This window comes from Halorubrum tebenquichense DSM 14210, from assembly GCF_000337415.1.
Classification (GTDB): domain Archaea; phylum Halobacteriota; class Halobacteria; order Halobacteriales; family Haloferacaceae; genus Halorubrum; species Halorubrum tebenquichense.
Map to the genome: position 1 here is coordinate 26,635 of NZ_AOJD01000067.1, position 13,982 is coordinate 40,616.

A 13,982-nucleotide genomic window follows, 5' to 3' on the forward strand; every position below is an offset into this window, starting at 1 on the left:
GGGAACGGTTATCGGACCTTGAGCGCGTACGCGCCCGCCTCGGAGACGTTCATCTCCTCGGCGATCTGGCTGTCCGCGGGCTTGGTGATGATGACGTAGCCCGCCCAGTCCTCCGTCAGCGACGACGACCCGCACAGCGCGCAGGTCTGGGCGTCGGGGTCGTTGACGTGGTGACACTCCCGACACGCCAGGCGGTCCTCGACCATCAGTCGGCCTCCTCACCGGTCTGTTCGCGGTGTTTCCGCTGGCCTTCGAGCCAGTCGTGTTTGCCGAGGCCGGGCTGTTTCGCCGTGAGTCCGATCTTCGAGTCGCGGGGGTTGCGCTCGTCGATGCTCTTCGTGACGACGCGGACGCGCACGGCGTCGTCGACCCCGAGCGTCTTGTCGGAGTCCGACGAGGCGAGCTGCTGGTTCGCGCCGTCGAACGTGAGGTACTCGTCGGTGATCTGCGAGACGTGGAGCAGGCCGTCCACCGGACCGATCCCGACGAAGGCACCGAACTCCACCGTCTCGACGACGGTCCCGTCGGCGACCTCCTGCATGTCGGGGTCGTAGGTGAGCGCGTCGAACTCCGCCTCGTAGTAGACGCCGGGCCGGTTGTGTAACACCGCCCCCTCGCCGATGTCGTGAACCTCGATGACGCTCACGACGCTGCCGACGTCCTCGTCCATCCGTCCTTCCAGCTTGTCTTGGAGCAGAGCTTTCACCCGCTCGTCGGTGACGTCCGCCAGGTGCTTCGGCGGGACCTCGACCGTGTCCTTGAGTCGAACTCGTTTGTACATGTTGTTGGTTGTCCGCGGCCGCTATGGTTCCGTTATCGCCAGTGTGTTCCGACCCCTTAAACCGATTACTGGTGCGCCCGCCTCCAGCACCCGGTTCGCGAGGGGTCCGTCGACCGTGACGACGGCGTCGACCCGGCCGGCCGCGGCCAGGGCGACGAGCGCGTCGTCGGCGTACGATTCGTCCGTCTCGACCGGCTCCGCCCGCGCCGCGAGGTCCGCCCCGACGCTCGCGGCGGTCGCCTCCGCGCCGTTCCCGGCCTGGAGGCCGTCGAGCTCCGCGGTCACCGTCGCCGGGACCACGGCCTCGTAGCCGCCGAGGACCCGGTCCAGCTCCTCGAACAGCCGGAGGTCGGCCTCGACCGGAGCCATCAGGGCGCTCGCGTCGAGCGCGACGACGGGCACGCCGCCGGCCCCGTCTCCCGAGAGCCCCTCGGCGTGGGCGTCGCCCGCGACGGTCGGCGTCCGACCGTCCGAACGGGCGTCGTCGGTCACGCTACGCGAGGGTCCCGACGCCGATGAGCCGCCAGCGCGCGCCGACGCGCCGGTTGATCGCGATCTGTGCGCCCTCCTCGGCGCAGACGGGCCGCTTGAGGCTCACCTCGCACTCGCCGTCGCGCGCGCTCGTCACGGCACCGACCGTCGTCGCCGTGCCGACAGTGAGCATCAACGGCTCGCCGGTGCTGATGTCTTCGATGTCGCTCTCGCCGCTTTCGTCGTCCTCCTTCCCGACGACGCGGTCGAGGAGGTCGACTTTCATCTCGAACTCCTCGCGGGTCGGCGGGAGCGTCCCCGGCTCGCCCGCGACCTGCCCGGCGAGGGCGTCGCCCTTCGTCAGGCTCGGGTCGAGCCCGGTGCCGACGCCGAGGAGGCCGCCGGGGTGGGCGGTCTCGACGTCGTTGTTGCCCGCCTGAAGCGACCGGACGGTGGTCTCGAGGGGCCGCCACTCCGTCTGGCCCTCCTCGTCGACCTCGCGGCCCGGGCGGATCTCCAGCCCGTCGCCGACCGACAGCTCGCCGCTGACCAGCGACCCGCCGACGACGCCGCCCTTGAGGTCCTCCGCGGTCGCGCCAGGTCGGTTGATGTCGAACGAGCGGGCCGCGTACATCCGGGCGCTCTCGCCCGGGTCGCGGTCCGGCGTCGGGATCTCGGACTCGATGGCGTCGATGAGGAGGTCGAGGTTGACCTCCTGTTGGGCCGAGACGGGGACGATCGGCGCGTCCTCGGCGACCGTGCCCTCGACGAACTCCTGAATCTGCCGGTGGTTGTCGACCGCGCGGTCGCGGTCGACCAGGTCCACCTTGTTCTGCGCGATGACGATGTTCTCGATCCCGATGAGATCGAGCGCCATCAGGTGCTCTTCCGTCTGGGCCTGCGGGACGTCCTCGGTCGCGCTCACGACGAGGACCGCCCCGTCCATGATCGAGGCACCCGACAGCATCGTCGCCATCAGCGTCTCGTGGCCCGGGGCGTCGACGAACGACACCGTTCGGACCGGCTCGCTCGCGGAGCCGTCCTCGCACTCCTCGTCGACGGTGTAGCACTCGGGTTCGTCGACGCCGGGACAGCGGCGGAACGTCGCGTCCGCGTACCCCAGCCGTATCGAGATACCGCGTTTCATCTCCTCGCTGTGCTGGTCGGTCCACGAGCCGGACAACGCCTGTACCAGCGTCGTCTTCCCGTGGTCGACGTGACCGACGAGACCGATGTTCACCTCCGGTTGTGTGTTGGCTTCAGTCACTGTTGGACCTCCTAACGGAGTAGTCTTACCGGAAATTCGCCCCGTGCGAGTGATAAAGTTGCTGTTATCGATACAGGACGGCGACTGTTCTATTGATAAACGGTCCCGCGGTCGGCGCGTGCCGACGAGCGCCCGGAGGGCGCGAGTCGCACGCGCGAGGGAGTCGCGAGCGGACGGGCGACCGAAGGGAGCCCGGAGCGAGCGACGAGGCTGGGGAGGCGTGAGGTGCTGTGCGGAGCGGGGCGGAGCGGGGCGGGGCGGGACTCGAAGGGGCAGCCGCGAGGGCGACGCACGCCGCAGCAAGCACCGCAGGGAGTAAGCGGAGCGAACGACCGAGGAGCGCAGCAAGGCGCGCGAGCCCTCGCGGCTGGGGCTTCGGCGGCCGTGTCGCCGGTAACGACTGTGTCGTATCGAGCGGCCGGGGCTTCGGTGGTCCAGTCTGTAGTCGCTCCAGCCCCGACAGCACCGTTCCGATCGTTCGACACGTTTCGCTCGTACGAGGCCGACGCGGCTTTACGGCTCACCGACGAACCAACGCCCGACATGGGATACGCGTGCCCCGTCTGCGACACTCCGCAGCGCGACGGCGAACACCTCGCGCATCACCTCGCGTTCACGGCGATGCTCCACGGCGGCGACCACGAGGACTGGCTCGACGAGCGCGTCCCCGACTGGGGCGACCGGGAGCCGGCGGGGCTCGCGGCCGAGGTGACGCCCCACGCCGACGACGCCGAGTACGAGGAGGTGTTCGAGGACACCGTCGCCCGCGGCCGCCTGGACGTGGGGATGGGGTCGGGCGCGACCGACGCCGGCCACGCCGGGCACGGCCACGCCGGCCACGACCACGGCCACGCCGACCAGAGCGAGTCCCGCGGGGTCGGCGTTCCCGACCCCGACGCGCTCGACGACCCCGCCGTCGCGGAGGCGATCCGCGAAGCGCGCGAGCTGACCCGAGAAGGGGCCGAAGACGGAGCCGCCGCGGACGACGCCGATTCCGAGGGAGGCGACCCCGCAGACCGCGACGCGTAGCGGAACGCCCTTGCCCGCGCCCGGTCAACGCCGCGTATGGAGACCAGAGGCACGTTCGCCCCCGAGACGCGAGCCGAGGCGCTCGAACGCTACGAGGAGGTCGGTCCCGTCGCGCAGGTCGTCGTCCGCGAGGCGACCAAGGCGATGTCGTTCGACGCCGACGAGTACGACGAGCGCGTCACGCCGGAGGTCATCCGCACCGCGCGCGACGCGACGTTCGCCGAACTCCTCGCGGTCCACGTCGGCGAGGGCGACGAGTTCGACGCGTGGCTCGCCGACAGCGAGTTCGACGACGAGGACGTGGACCGGATCGGCTCCGACAACGTCGACAACGTCGTCTGGCACCCGATCCCCTTCGCCGACACGGTGATCGCCGCGACGTATCAGGACGAGCCGGACGCGGCGGCCAGCACTCTCCGGCGCAACGCCTTCGGGCGCGTGTACCGCGAGGAGTTCTACGAGTCCGGCCGGTAGGTCGACCTCCAGCAGTTCGCGGCGCTACCGCTCTCCGAAACGAACGAAACCGCAGAACGGACCGCGAGCGTCGCGAACGCGACGCGTCAGTCGGGTCGCGGCCTCAGAGGCGACCGACGTTCTCGACGTTAACCGACTCGACGCCGTCGACCTCGGAGAACGCCTCCTCGACGGCCTCCGTGCCGCCCGCGCCGTCGGGAACGATGACGGTCGGGAGGAGCGCGACCAGCCCGAACGCGACGTCGTCGCGCTCGAAGCCGCGGATCTTCGCGCCCTCGGGCAGGACCTCCTCTAAGCGGTCCTGGAGGTCGTCGAGGTCGACGTCGGGGCTGTTCGGCATGACCTTGATCTTCGCGGCGACGTCCCCCATCTTACGGCCCCCGGAAGCCGCAGTCGTGACACTCGTAGAGGTTGCTCTGCTTCCGGCACTTCGCGCACCGGTAGATGGTCGCGCCGCAGTCCGGACAGGAGAACTGGGCGGCGTTCATGCCGGACACCTGGATCCCACAGGAGACGCACTGCGGGGTACCCTTCGAGTCGCTCTGGCTCATACACGTACTCACCGGCGCGCGACTTTTAACCGTTGTTCTTTGCCCCGGAACGCCCGTGCGGCCCGATACCGCACCGCTCGACCGCCCGGACCGCGCCCGCCGACGGCTCTCCGGAGCCCTCCCGTAACGCCCCCGTCGCGGTCTCAGCCGACGATCAGCGGGCCGATCAGCACGCCCATCAGGTGGACGCGCCGGGCCCCGAGCCGCGGCGGGACGAGCCCCAGCGCGCCGGCGACGAGGAGAACGCCGACGCCGAACGCCCCGGCGAACGCGTACGAGAGGAGCGCGAGCAGTCCGAGCACGCCGAGCGACAGCCGGGTGTAGTCGGCGTCGCCGACGATCCGGAGGTACGGGTCGCCGAGCAGCACGACGAGGGCGAACCCGAAGCAGGCGGCGGTCGCGGCCGCGACGAGCAGTATCGGCAGCGCGAACGGGACCCCGGCCCGGTCGATCGCGACGGTCACGCCCGTTCGCGGCGTTCCGAGCGCGACCAACGCGAACAGCGCGAATATCGTGTTCGCCGTGCTCGCGCCGCTCGTCGCCACGACGAACCCGCGGTCGGCCGACTCGCGCGGCACCGCGGGCATCGCGGCCGCGGCGGCGATGGCGGCCGACACGCCCGGCACGTAGCCGACCACCGCGCCCGCGAGCGAGCCGGCTCCGGCGCTCGTCCCGAGGGCGCGCGCGTCCATCGCGATCCGCGGGTCCGCCTGCGGCGGGACGCCCTCGCCGCCGACGGCGTCCACGAGGACGGGGACGCCGAACAGCCCGGCGAAGAGCGGCGCGAGGACGCCGCCGGTCGACAAGGGAGCCGCGGGGTCGGCGTCGAGCGTCGCCAGCCCGAGTGCGGCGCTCGCGAGGAACGCGACCGCTCCCCCCACCGCGGCCCGCCGCGACGACTCCGTGAGCACGAGCAGCGCGACGACGGCCCCGAGCAGGAGCGGCAGGTGCGCCCGCAGCGTCGGGTACGCCCGCACCATGACCCACGTGACCGGAACCGCCAGCGGGACCGCGAGCGCGACCGCCAGCCCGGAGCCGACCGCGGAGAGCCGGACCGCCTCCCGCCCGCGTCCCGCGATCACCAGCCGGTGACCGGGGAGCGCGGCGACCGCGGTCGCGGCGTCGGGGACGCCGAGCGCGAGCGCGGGGACGATGTCGAGAAAGGAGTGGACGACGCCCGCGCCGAGCATCGCGACGCCGACGAACAGCGGGTCGGCCGGCACCGACGGGGCGAAGCCGGCCAGAAGCAGCGCGAAGTTGTTGGCGTGGAGCCCCGGAACCAGCCCGCTCGCCGTCCCGAGGGCGACGCCGCCGAGCAGGAACGCCAGCGCGCCCGCCGCGAACGTCGGGTCGACCACCGGTCGCACCAGCGCGTCCATCGGCGGCGGTGGCCGCGGCTTCCGGGATAAACGTCGGGTGAGGGGAACTACGCGCGGGAGAAGCGCCGGGCGGAAGAAACGCCGGGCGGAAGAAGCGCCGGGCCGAAAACCCGGACGGCCGTCGCCGGCGACGACTGCGGCGGTCGCTGGGCGCTGTCGAAACGAACCGGTAGAGAACCCGCTTACGCGTGCTGTGCCGCCTGCGACTTCTTCTGCGTGACGTAGCCCGCGATGCGGTTGCGGACGCCCTTGGACTCGACGGTGGTCAGCGCCGTGACGCTCTCCTTGTTCGTCTCGAAGTCCGTGTTGAACGAGTCGGGATACCGCTCCAGCAGGGCGTTCCCCAGCTGCTTGATGTACTTGGGCTTGATGGCCATACCGAGCGATACCGGTGGCCCGAACTAAAAGGGTTCGTTCCGCCGCGAGCGGCCGCGAGGCGCGGTCCCCACCTCGAATCCGACCCGCGGCGTCGCTCCCGCGTCCCCACGAAAGGTCGCGGCCCTGCTCTCACGACCGGTCGCGTCCCTCCCCTCGTGACCGGTCGCGCTCCCGCCACCCGGTCGCCTCGTCGATCCGCCTGAACGCCTCGCGCTCTGCCGGCCCGCCGCACCGCTCGACCACGTCCGCGAAGTAGCGGAGGCGGTCGAGCAGCTCCCCGGTGTCGAACGACGGCACGTCCAGCCGCGAGGCGGCCACCGTGGCGTCGACGACCGCGCCGAACCCCCGGTTCACGGTCGGCACGCGCTCGGCCACGACCGCCGACTCCACCGGCTCCAGCTCCCACGTTCGGATCGTGGTGTCGCCCTCGGTCTCGACCGCGACCTCCTCGGCTTGGACCTTCACCCACGCGTCGGCGCTCGGCAGGACCGGCTGGTCGACCTCGCGGACCGTGAGCGCCGCGTCCACGAACGTCCGCGGGTCGACGGTGAACTGGACTACGCCACCCCCGCGCTCGGCGAAGTTCCGCCACGTTCGGGTGCGGCCGTAGGTGCGCGCGGTGACCGGATCCCCCGGATCGTCCGGCGCGTGAAGCCCGAGCGCGGCGACGTTCCACCGGTCGTTCGGGCCGCGCGTCGTCACGACCGACTCGGTGACCCCCCGGAGCGACACCGGCCACCCCTCGGGCGCGACGCCCGTCGGACCGTCACCTCCGGGATCGCTGTCGCCCCCCGGATCCGCCGTCACGGCGTCACCTCCGCGCCGCGCCGGAGCGCGACGAACAGCGCCGCACAGGTGAGGTCGGCGGTCGTCCCCGGGTTGATCCCCTCGTCGACGAACGCCTCGGCCAACGACTCGGCGGCGTCGCGGTCGGCGCGGTGAACGGTCTCGGCGCTGACCGCGTCGACGCTCCCGGTCGGGCCCGGCTCCGTCGCATCCACTTCGCTCGGCTCGCGCTCGTTCCTCCCGTTTTCCAAGGTCGCCCGCGCTCGCGCGCTCGCCTCGCGGGCCGCCTCGACGCCGCGGGTCGACGCGACGAGCGTGTCCGGCTCCGCGGCGAGCAGTCCGAGGAACGCCCGCGCGGCCCGGTCCGCGAGCGGCCCCTCGTCGGTCAGGATCCACTCGGCCGCGCGGAACGTCCGCGGGAACCCCTCGACCCACTCCGCGGCGTTCCGATCGGGGACGCGGTCCGGGTCGGCGGGGTCCGCCGACAGCGTCAGCACGTCTCGCAGCGTCATTCCCCGCTCCCGGAGCGCGGGTCCGGCGTCGCCCCCGCGGCGCACGTCGAGGTCGTCGGCCCCCGCCGGCGGGTCGTCGACCGCGACGTCGACGGCCTCGAACGCCCGGTAGAAGGCGACGGCGTCGTCGACCGTCGTCCCTCGACAGACCGCGTCGACGCCGCCGGGCGAGAGGTCTCGATCGGGATCTGCGGCCGCCCGAACCAGCGGCGCGAGGAGCAGCAGACAGCCGAACTGCGTGTTCGTTCCCGCGCGCGCGGCCATCCCCCCGACGGCGCGCTCGAAGGCGTCGCCGACCGCGGGGGCCTCGTCCGCCGAGCCGCCGTTCGTCGTCTCCGCCGCCAGTTCGAGCCCCGCCCGGGCACCGACCGCGCCGCCGAGGAACGACCCGAACCGCAGGTCGTCGAGGTCGCGGTGACGGTCGACGTTCCCCGGCTTCGGCGTCCCGGCGACCTCCACGAGGAGCGCGAGCGTCGCGTCGCCGACGGGGTCGGTCGCGTCTGCCTCGCCGCGCTGGCGCTCCCGGCGCTCGCGTCGGGTCACGGCCGCGCCTCCGGCTCCGGGTCCTGCTCCGGTTCATACTCCCCGTCGCCGCTACGGTCGCACAGCGCCCCCGCCCGCCAGTCGGCCACGGCGTCGGCGACGCGCGCGAGGACCGGCGGGTCCTCCGTCGGGCGACCGACGCTCACCGCGTCAGCGCCGCGGGCCGCGTACTCGGCGACCGTCTCCCGGCCGCGGACGCCGTTGTTGGCGATAAGCGTCGCGTCCGCGGGAGCGTCGTCGAGCGCGCTCGCGACCGCGCCGACCGCCGCCTCGGAGTCCATCGCGTCGACGTGAAGCCAGTCCGCGCCCGCCTCTGCGGCGACCGTCGCGGTCGCGGCGAGGTCGACGCCGGGGAGTCCCGCTCGGACCTTCACGCTCGTCGTCGCGCCCGTCTCGGCCGCGGCGGCGACGTACCGCGACAGCCGGTCGGGGTCGCGCAGCAGCGACTCGCCGCAGCCGACCGCGCGCAGCTCCGGCTGCCGGCAGTGGGCGTTGATCTCACAGACCGCGTCGCGGTCGGCGCAGATCTCGGCGGCCTCGCGGACCGGTCCGAGGGTCGCGCTCCGGACGTTGATCCCCGGCCGAACCGGCGAATCGTCGATGTCCGCGACCGCGTCGAGCTGGTCGGCCACGAACCCCAGCGGGTCGGTCGGGAGGAACTCCTCGCGCCCGCGGGCGACGAGGTCCCGGGCGGCGGCGCGGCTGGCCGGATCGAGCGCGACGCCGCCGAGCAGCGCGACGTCGACGTAGCCGGCCGCCCGCCGGGCCCACTCGGCGTCCGCGGCACCGCTGAGGCTCGCGGCGACGAGGAAGGGATCTCCGGTCACTCCGCGCCCTCCCGCGGCGCTGCGTCCGCCGCGTCGCCGGCGACCGCCGTCAGCGCGCGTTCGCAGGCGCGGGCGACGCGCTCGGCGTCGTCCGCGTCGTCGATCCGCGCGTCGGTGCGCTCGACGTGCCGGCCGAGCTCGGTCGGGTCCGCCTCGTCGAGGACGAACGCGTCCGCGAAGGGGTACGCGGCCGCGACGCCCGCGGTCGACGGCTCCCGGCCTGTCCCCTCCATCAGGTCGGCGGCCGGCCCGGAGAACACCTCGTCGCCGACGAACGGCGAGACGGCCACCACTGGTGTCTCGCGGAGCGCGCGCTCGAAGCCGGGCAGCGCCAGCATCGGGCCGAGGCTCGTCACGGGGTTCGACGGCCCGATCACGACCGGGTCGGCGAGCGACTCCCGGACCGCGTCGGTCGGTTCGGCGTCCTCGGCCCCCCGGAACTCCACGTCGGCGACCGGCGGCTCGCCGCGGCGCGCGACCCAGTACTCCTGGAAGTGGAGCGTCTCGCCGCCCTCGGTGTGGATCAGCGTCGCGACCGGGTCGTCGGACATCGGGAGGAGGTCGATGTCGAGGTCGAAGGCGTCCGCGAGGACGCGGATCGCCTCGGTGAGCGTGTGCCCCTCGTCGAGCAGGCTCGTTCGCGTGAGGTGGACCGCGCGGTCGCGGTCGCCGATCTCCATGAACTCGGCGACCGCCGAGAACCGCCGCCACCGCGCGATCTCGCGGCCGGCGGTCTGGGCGTCGTCGTCGAGGTACCGCGGGCCGGTTTCGAGTCCGGCCGCGTCGGCGAGCCGACCCAGTTCCTCGTGGGTCGCGGTCGTGTCGCCCTCGATCCCCCACCACGTCTCGCGGTCGAGGACCCCGCCGCCGGCGAACAGCACCGTGTCGACGTCCGGGCAGACGAGGTGGCCGCCGAGTTCGACGTCGTCGCCCGTGTTGGCGACGACCGCGGTCTCGGCCGGATCCCACACCCGGGCCGCGCCGTCGAGGAGCTTCGGCGTGCCCGTCCCCCCGGCGAGGAAAGTTACCATACCGGCGCAAGGCGACGCCCGGATTTGTATCCTCGCCTCCGCGGACGACGCGGAGGGCCGGATTCGAGGCAGAATCGCGCACACCGACGTGGGAACGAACGACGACACTCGGTCGATTTTCCCAGTTGGCGCGTGCCTGCGAGCGGCCGACAGGCCGCGAGGAGCACGCGCGAGGGAGTCGCTGGCCCCGGAGCGAAGCGGAGGGTGCCAGCGACGAGGCTGGGGAGGCGTGAGGTGCGGTGCTGTCGCGGGGCGGGACTCGAAGGGGCAGTCGGGAGGCGGGCGCAGGCGACGTAAGCACTGGAAGGAGCGAGCGAAGCGAGCGACTGAAGCGCGCAGCGAGCGTGCGCCCGCCTCCCGACTGGGGCTTCGGAGGAGTCCGCATCGGGGGTATCCACGAACAGACGGCCCGGCCAAAACCTGATTCCCAGATATGTACTCACCGGAATCAGCCGCGAAATGCGGGGACGAACCGGCCATAGCTACTTCTATAAATCGCTCTTCGAACATCGAAATATGACCGAGGAGTTCGACAAACTGGTCAGAGACGAGATTCCACGGATCATCGAGGAGAACGGAGAAACGCCGATCACACACCCCGCCGAGGGCGACGAGTACTCCGAGCGACTGGACGAGAAGTTAGCCGAGGAGGTCTCGGAATACCTGGAGAGCGGTGAGATCGAGGAGTTGGCGGACGTCTTGGAGGTGCTTCACGCCATCCGAGAGGACCGGGGCGTTTCCCGCGAATCCCTCCGGGAGAAGCGGAGACGGAAAGCCGAAGAGCGGGGTCGATTCGAAGAGGGGACCGTCCTCGAACGGGTCGAACGCTGAGTCCTCCGTACTGACCGACAGAGCCACTAATCTCGTCAACTGTCGACGATCGCGACCAAGAGGAACAGAGCTATCCGAAGTCCCGGAGCGGGCTCCGACGCGGTTACCTACCTATCGGCGACGCTCGTCTGCATCCCGTCCGTATTGTAAGCGCTCCCGGCCCTCTCGTCGCCGAGAACGATGACGCCCGCCCCCGATCCGGTGATCTCCTCGAACTCGTCGATCGCTCGGTCCGCCGCCGCCTGCGCGTCGAGGCCGTCTTCGAGGTGCCCGACCGCCCGCCGCGAGAGCGTCACGCGGGCGATGTCCTCGCCGGCCCCCGTCGCGCTCGCGCCGCCCGCCTCGGTGCAGAAGAAGCCTGACCCGACCTGCGGCACGTCGCCGACGCGCCCGGCGAGCGCGAACGATCGTCCGCCCGTCGAGGTCACCGCCGCGAACGTCTCGCCGTCGGTCGCGACCGCACCGACCGTGTCGTGGTCGGGGGCGGCGTCCTTCTCGCTCGCATCCCCCTCCGACCTTCCGCCCGCCTGATCGTCGCCCGAGCCGAACCGCGAGGCGAGCCAGTCGAGGTGCTCGCGCGGGCCGCCCCGGGGCGGGTCCTCCGCCTCGTACCGCTCGCGCTTCTCGTCGGTGAGCAGGTCGACGCCCGTTTCGACCCCGAACTCCGCCGCGAGGTCGACCGCGTGTTCGCCCGAGACGAAGATGTGCGGCGTCTCGGAGCGAACTATCCGAGCGACGCTCGCCGCGTGTTCGACGCCGGGCATCGAGCAGGCCGCGCCGATCTCGCGGTCCGAGGTCATCACGCCCGCGTCGGTGCGGACGACCCCGTCCGACTGGACCGCGCCGCCGACGCCCGCGTTGAACCGGTGGTCGGATTCGAGGACGCCGACCGCGGACTCCACCGCGTCGAGCGGCGTCGCGCCCGCCGCACCGGTCGCGGCCGCCTCGTCGAGGACCGCCTGTCTGGGCTCCGGGTCGTCCGGGACGCCGCCGGCACCGCCGTGAACGATGACTCGCATACCGGAGGCTCCCGCGGCGGCCACATAAGCGCCCGGAAGCCGGCGGCGGAGCGCGGCGTCTCACCCGTCGCCAGTCCCCCCGTTTCCGCCCCCAGTCACCGCCCCGCTCCGACGCCGCAAGACCTATTCCCGCCGCCGGGCGATTCGTGGCCATCGTGACGACGGCCGACCCCGCCGGCGGCGACACCGGGCGCTCACCTCTCGCCTCCCGCTTCTCCGCCTCCCGCTTCCGCGCCGCGCTCCGTCGCCGTCTCGGGGTCGACCCCCGCGCGCTCGCCGCGTTCCGGGCCGCGCTCGGCGTCGTCCTCCTCGTCGACCTCGCGCTCCGCGCGCGGAACCTGACGGCCTTCTACACCGACGCCGGCGTCCTCCCTCGCGCGACGCTCGCCGAGACCTACCCCCTCGCGGCCCGGCTCTCGCTCCACGCCCTCTCCGGTGACCCGCGGGCCGTCGCGCTGCTGTTTCTCGTCGCCGCGGTCGCCGCCGCCGCGCTCGCGGTCGGCCACCGAACTCGGGTCGCGACCGCGGTCTCGCTGGTCCTGCTCGCGTCGCTTCAGGCGCGGAACCCGTTCGTCCTCAACGCCGGCGACGTCCTCCTCGTCCGCCTCCTGGGTGCCGGCCTCCTGTGCCCGCTCGGCGCGCGCTGGTCGCTCGACGCGGTCCGGCGCGGGGGCGGCGTCGCCGCTGCGGCCGACCGCGTCGCCTCCTCCACCGACCGCGTCGCCTCCTCCACCGACCGCGTCGCCGGGAGCGCCACGGCGCTCCCGCTGGTCCTCGTCGTCGTGGTGTACGTCTCCAACGCGGTCGAGAAACTCCGCGGAACCGCGTGGCCCGCGGGGGAGGCGGTCGAGCGCGTCTTCCGACTCACCTACCTCCACGGCCCGCTCGGCGGACTCGTCCCCGAGTGGTCGCCCCTGCTCACCGCCGCCACCTACGGTTGGCTCGCGCTGCTCGTCGCCTCCCCGCTCCTGATCGCGGCCGTCGGGTGGCTCCGCGCCGCGCTCGCCGGGACGCTCCTCGCGGCGCACCTCTCGATGGCGTTGGGGCTCCAGATCGGCGTCTTCTCCGCGATATCCGCGGCCGCGCTGCTGCCCTTCTTCCCGCCGTTCGTCTGGGACCGAGTCGAGCGGGCGGTCGCTCCAGCCGCCGACCGGCTTCGCTCCGCCGTAGGCCGCCGGTCGGTCGCCGCGACCACCGCGCCCGCGACTGAAAGCGAACCGCTCCGGGCGGTCCGCGACCGCGCCGCGGCCGCCGTTCCGGTCCTCGCCGCCGTCCTCCTCGTCGCGCTCGTCGCGTGGAACGGGATGGCGCTCGGGCTGGTCGAGACCCCCGACCCGGTCGCGTCGGTGGCGGACCCAGCCGAGGGCGGCTGGGACATGTTCGCGCCGAACCCGCCGTCGACCGACGCGTTCGTGCTGGCGACCGCGACGACCGCCGACGGCGACCGGATCGACGCGCTGTACGGGGACCCCGTCGCCCGCGACCGGCCGCCCTCCGACGCCCGCGCGTACCCCACCGCGCGCTGGCGGAAGCTCCTCGCCCTGCTCGCGGACGATCCCGAGCCGGCCCGCGTCGACCCGCTGCTCGCGCACCTCTGCGACCGGGCGGACGCGTTCGCCGGTGACGGACGCGTCGCGTCGGTGTCGCTCTCGGCGGTCGAGGTCGACGTCGAGACCGGGGAGACGCGGATCGAGACGCTCGGCTCCCGAGAGTGCCGACCCGAGTGAGCGACGGCGACCGACCGTCCCACCGGCCGATCCCCTCGGCGTTCGACCGTTTATATTCCCGGCGAGCGAACGGCGCGACGTGACCGCTTCGGAACCGGACTCGACGGCGACGCGTTCGGCGTCCTCGACGGCGACGCGTTCAGCGCCGATATCCGTCCTGCTCCCGACCGTCAGCTGGACCGACGCCTGCGACGAGGTGGCGGAGCAGATCCGCGGTCCCGAGGCGTTCGGCGGGGACGCCGCCGGAGACGACGTACCCGACCCCGACGGCGCGGCCGACGCGGCCGACGAACTGCTCGTCGTCTGCGACTCCCCGGACGACCCCGTCGCGGACCGCCGCGGCGACCTGCCGCCCCGGGCGCGGATCGTGATCGCC

At 72.9% G+C, this 13,982-nt stretch carries 17 protein-coding genes and 1 pseudogene; 5 read left to right on the forward strand and 13 right to left on the reverse strand.

Annotated features, from left to right (window positions below):
* Positions 1-8: 8 nt before the first annotated feature.
* Genes spt4 through C472_RS12675 form a run of 4 tightly spaced genes read right to left on the reverse strand, consistent with a single transcriptional unit; the run spans position 9 to position 2,519 of the window.
* Entirely contained in the window at positions 9-206 is a 198-nt protein-coding gene (spt4, locus tag C472_RS12660; RefSeq protein ID WP_006630236.1) for a transcription elongation factor subunit Spt4, read from the reverse strand.
* Positions 206-781 (reverse strand): DNA-directed RNA polymerase, encoded by a 576-nt coding sequence (locus tag C472_RS12665; protein ID WP_006114408.1) that lies wholly within the window; start codon positions 779-781, stop codon positions 206-208. The genes spt4 and C472_RS12665 overlap by 1 nt, the downstream gene beginning before the upstream one ends.
* Positions 782-802: 21 nt before the next feature.
* Entirely contained in the window at positions 803-1,273 is a 471-nt protein-coding gene (locus C472_RS12670; protein ID WP_006630237.1) for a DUF188 domain-containing protein, read from the reverse strand.
* A gap of 1 nt (position 1,274) precedes the next feature.
* Positions 1,275-2,519, reverse strand: coding sequence for a translation initiation factor IF-2 subunit gamma (locus C472_RS12675; protein ID WP_006630238.1), 1,245 nt, complete (start codon positions 2,517-2,519; stop codon positions 1,275-1,277).
* Positions 2,520-3,062: 543 nt separating this feature from the next.
* Between C472_RS12675 and C472_RS12680 the strand changes: the two genes are divergently transcribed.
* A complete protein-coding gene (locus tag C472_RS12680) occupies positions 3,063-3,548 on the forward strand; it encodes a DUF5810 domain-containing protein (protein WP_006630239.1) in 486 nt (161 codons plus the stop codon).
* A gap of 36 nt (positions 3,549-3,584) precedes the next feature.
* Positions 3,585-4,022 carry a DUF5809 family protein gene (locus tag C472_RS12685; RefSeq protein ID WP_006630240.1) on the forward strand — a complete coding sequence of 146 codons (438 nt, stop codon included), beginning with the start codon at positions 3,585-3,587 and terminating at the stop codon, positions 4,020-4,022.
* Between the two features lie 103 nt (positions 4,023-4,125).
* Here the strand turns inward: C472_RS12685 and C472_RS12690 are convergent, their stop codons facing one another.
* From C472_RS12690 to cofD, 8 genes are all read right to left on the reverse strand, one after another.
* Positions 4,126-4,392, reverse strand: a complete 267-nt coding sequence (locus C472_RS12690; protein WP_006630241.1) for an elongation factor 1-beta — start codon at positions 4,390-4,392, stop codon at positions 4,126-4,128.
* Between the two features lies 1 nt (position 4,393).
* Positions 4,394-4,573: an HVO_2753 family zinc finger protein gene (locus tag C472_RS12695; RefSeq protein ID WP_006630242.1), complete on the reverse strand. Its 180-nt coding sequence runs from the start codon at positions 4,571-4,573 to the stop codon at positions 4,394-4,396.
* Between the two features lie 143 nt (positions 4,574-4,716).
* Positions 4,717-5,952 carry a tripartite tricarboxylate transporter permease gene (locus tag C472_RS12700; protein WP_006630243.1) on the reverse strand — a complete coding sequence of 412 codons (1,236 nt, stop codon included), beginning with the start codon at positions 5,950-5,952 and terminating at the stop codon, positions 4,717-4,719.
* 182 nt (positions 5,953-6,134) lie between these two features.
* Positions 6,135-6,329 (reverse strand): 30S ribosomal protein S17e, encoded by a 195-nt coding sequence (locus C472_RS12705; RefSeq protein ID WP_006630244.1) that lies wholly within the window; start codon positions 6,327-6,329, stop codon positions 6,135-6,137.
* A 130-nt stretch (positions 6,330-6,459) separates the two neighbouring features.
* Entirely contained in the window at positions 6,460-7,137 is a 678-nt protein-coding gene (locus C472_RS12710) for a DUF447 domain-containing protein (protein WP_006630245.1), read from the reverse strand.
* Entirely contained in the window at positions 7,134-8,171 is a 1,038-nt protein-coding gene (locus C472_RS12715; protein WP_006630246.1) for a triphosphoribosyl-dephospho-CoA synthase, read from the reverse strand. Before C472_RS12715 ends, C472_RS12710 begins: the two co-directional genes overlap by 4 nt.
* On the reverse strand, positions 8,168-8,998 hold the full coding sequence (locus tag C472_RS12720; RefSeq protein ID WP_006630247.1) for a tRNA-dihydrouridine synthase: 831 nt from the start codon (positions 8,996-8,998) through the stop codon (positions 8,168-8,170). Before C472_RS12720 ends, C472_RS12715 begins: the two co-directional genes overlap by 4 nt.
* Positions 8,995-10,029 carry a 2-phospho-L-lactate transferase gene (gene cofD, locus C472_RS12725; protein WP_006630248.1) on the reverse strand — a complete coding sequence of 345 codons (1,035 nt, stop codon included), beginning with the start codon at positions 10,027-10,029 and terminating at the stop codon, positions 8,995-8,997. Before cofD ends, C472_RS12720 begins: the two co-directional genes overlap by 4 nt.
* A gap of 516 nt (positions 10,030-10,545) precedes the next feature.
* Between cofD and C472_RS12730 the strand changes: the two genes are divergently transcribed.
* Positions 10,546-10,860: a nucleoside triphosphate pyrophosphohydrolase gene (locus tag C472_RS12730; protein ID WP_006630249.1), complete on the forward strand. Its 315-nt coding sequence runs from the start codon at positions 10,546-10,548 to the stop codon at positions 10,858-10,860.
* A 107-nt stretch (positions 10,861-10,967) separates the two neighbouring features.
* On the opposite strand, the gene C472_RS12735 is transcribed toward C472_RS12730, so the two are convergent.
* Entirely contained in the window at positions 10,968-11,879 is a 912-nt protein-coding gene (locus C472_RS12735) for an isoaspartyl peptidase/L-asparaginase (RefSeq protein WP_006630250.1), read from the reverse strand.
* Between the two features lie 155 nt (positions 11,880-12,034).
* Between C472_RS12735 and C472_RS12740 the strand changes: the two genes are divergently transcribed.
* Positions 12,035-13,606, forward strand: a complete 1,572-nt coding sequence (locus C472_RS12740) for a hypothetical protein (protein ID WP_049906629.1) — start codon at positions 12,035-12,037, stop codon at positions 13,604-13,606.
* Between the two features lie 79 nt (positions 13,607-13,685).
* Positions 13,686-13,982 (forward strand): annotated as a pseudogene (locus C472_RS12745) (glycosyl transferase); the annotation flags it as partial.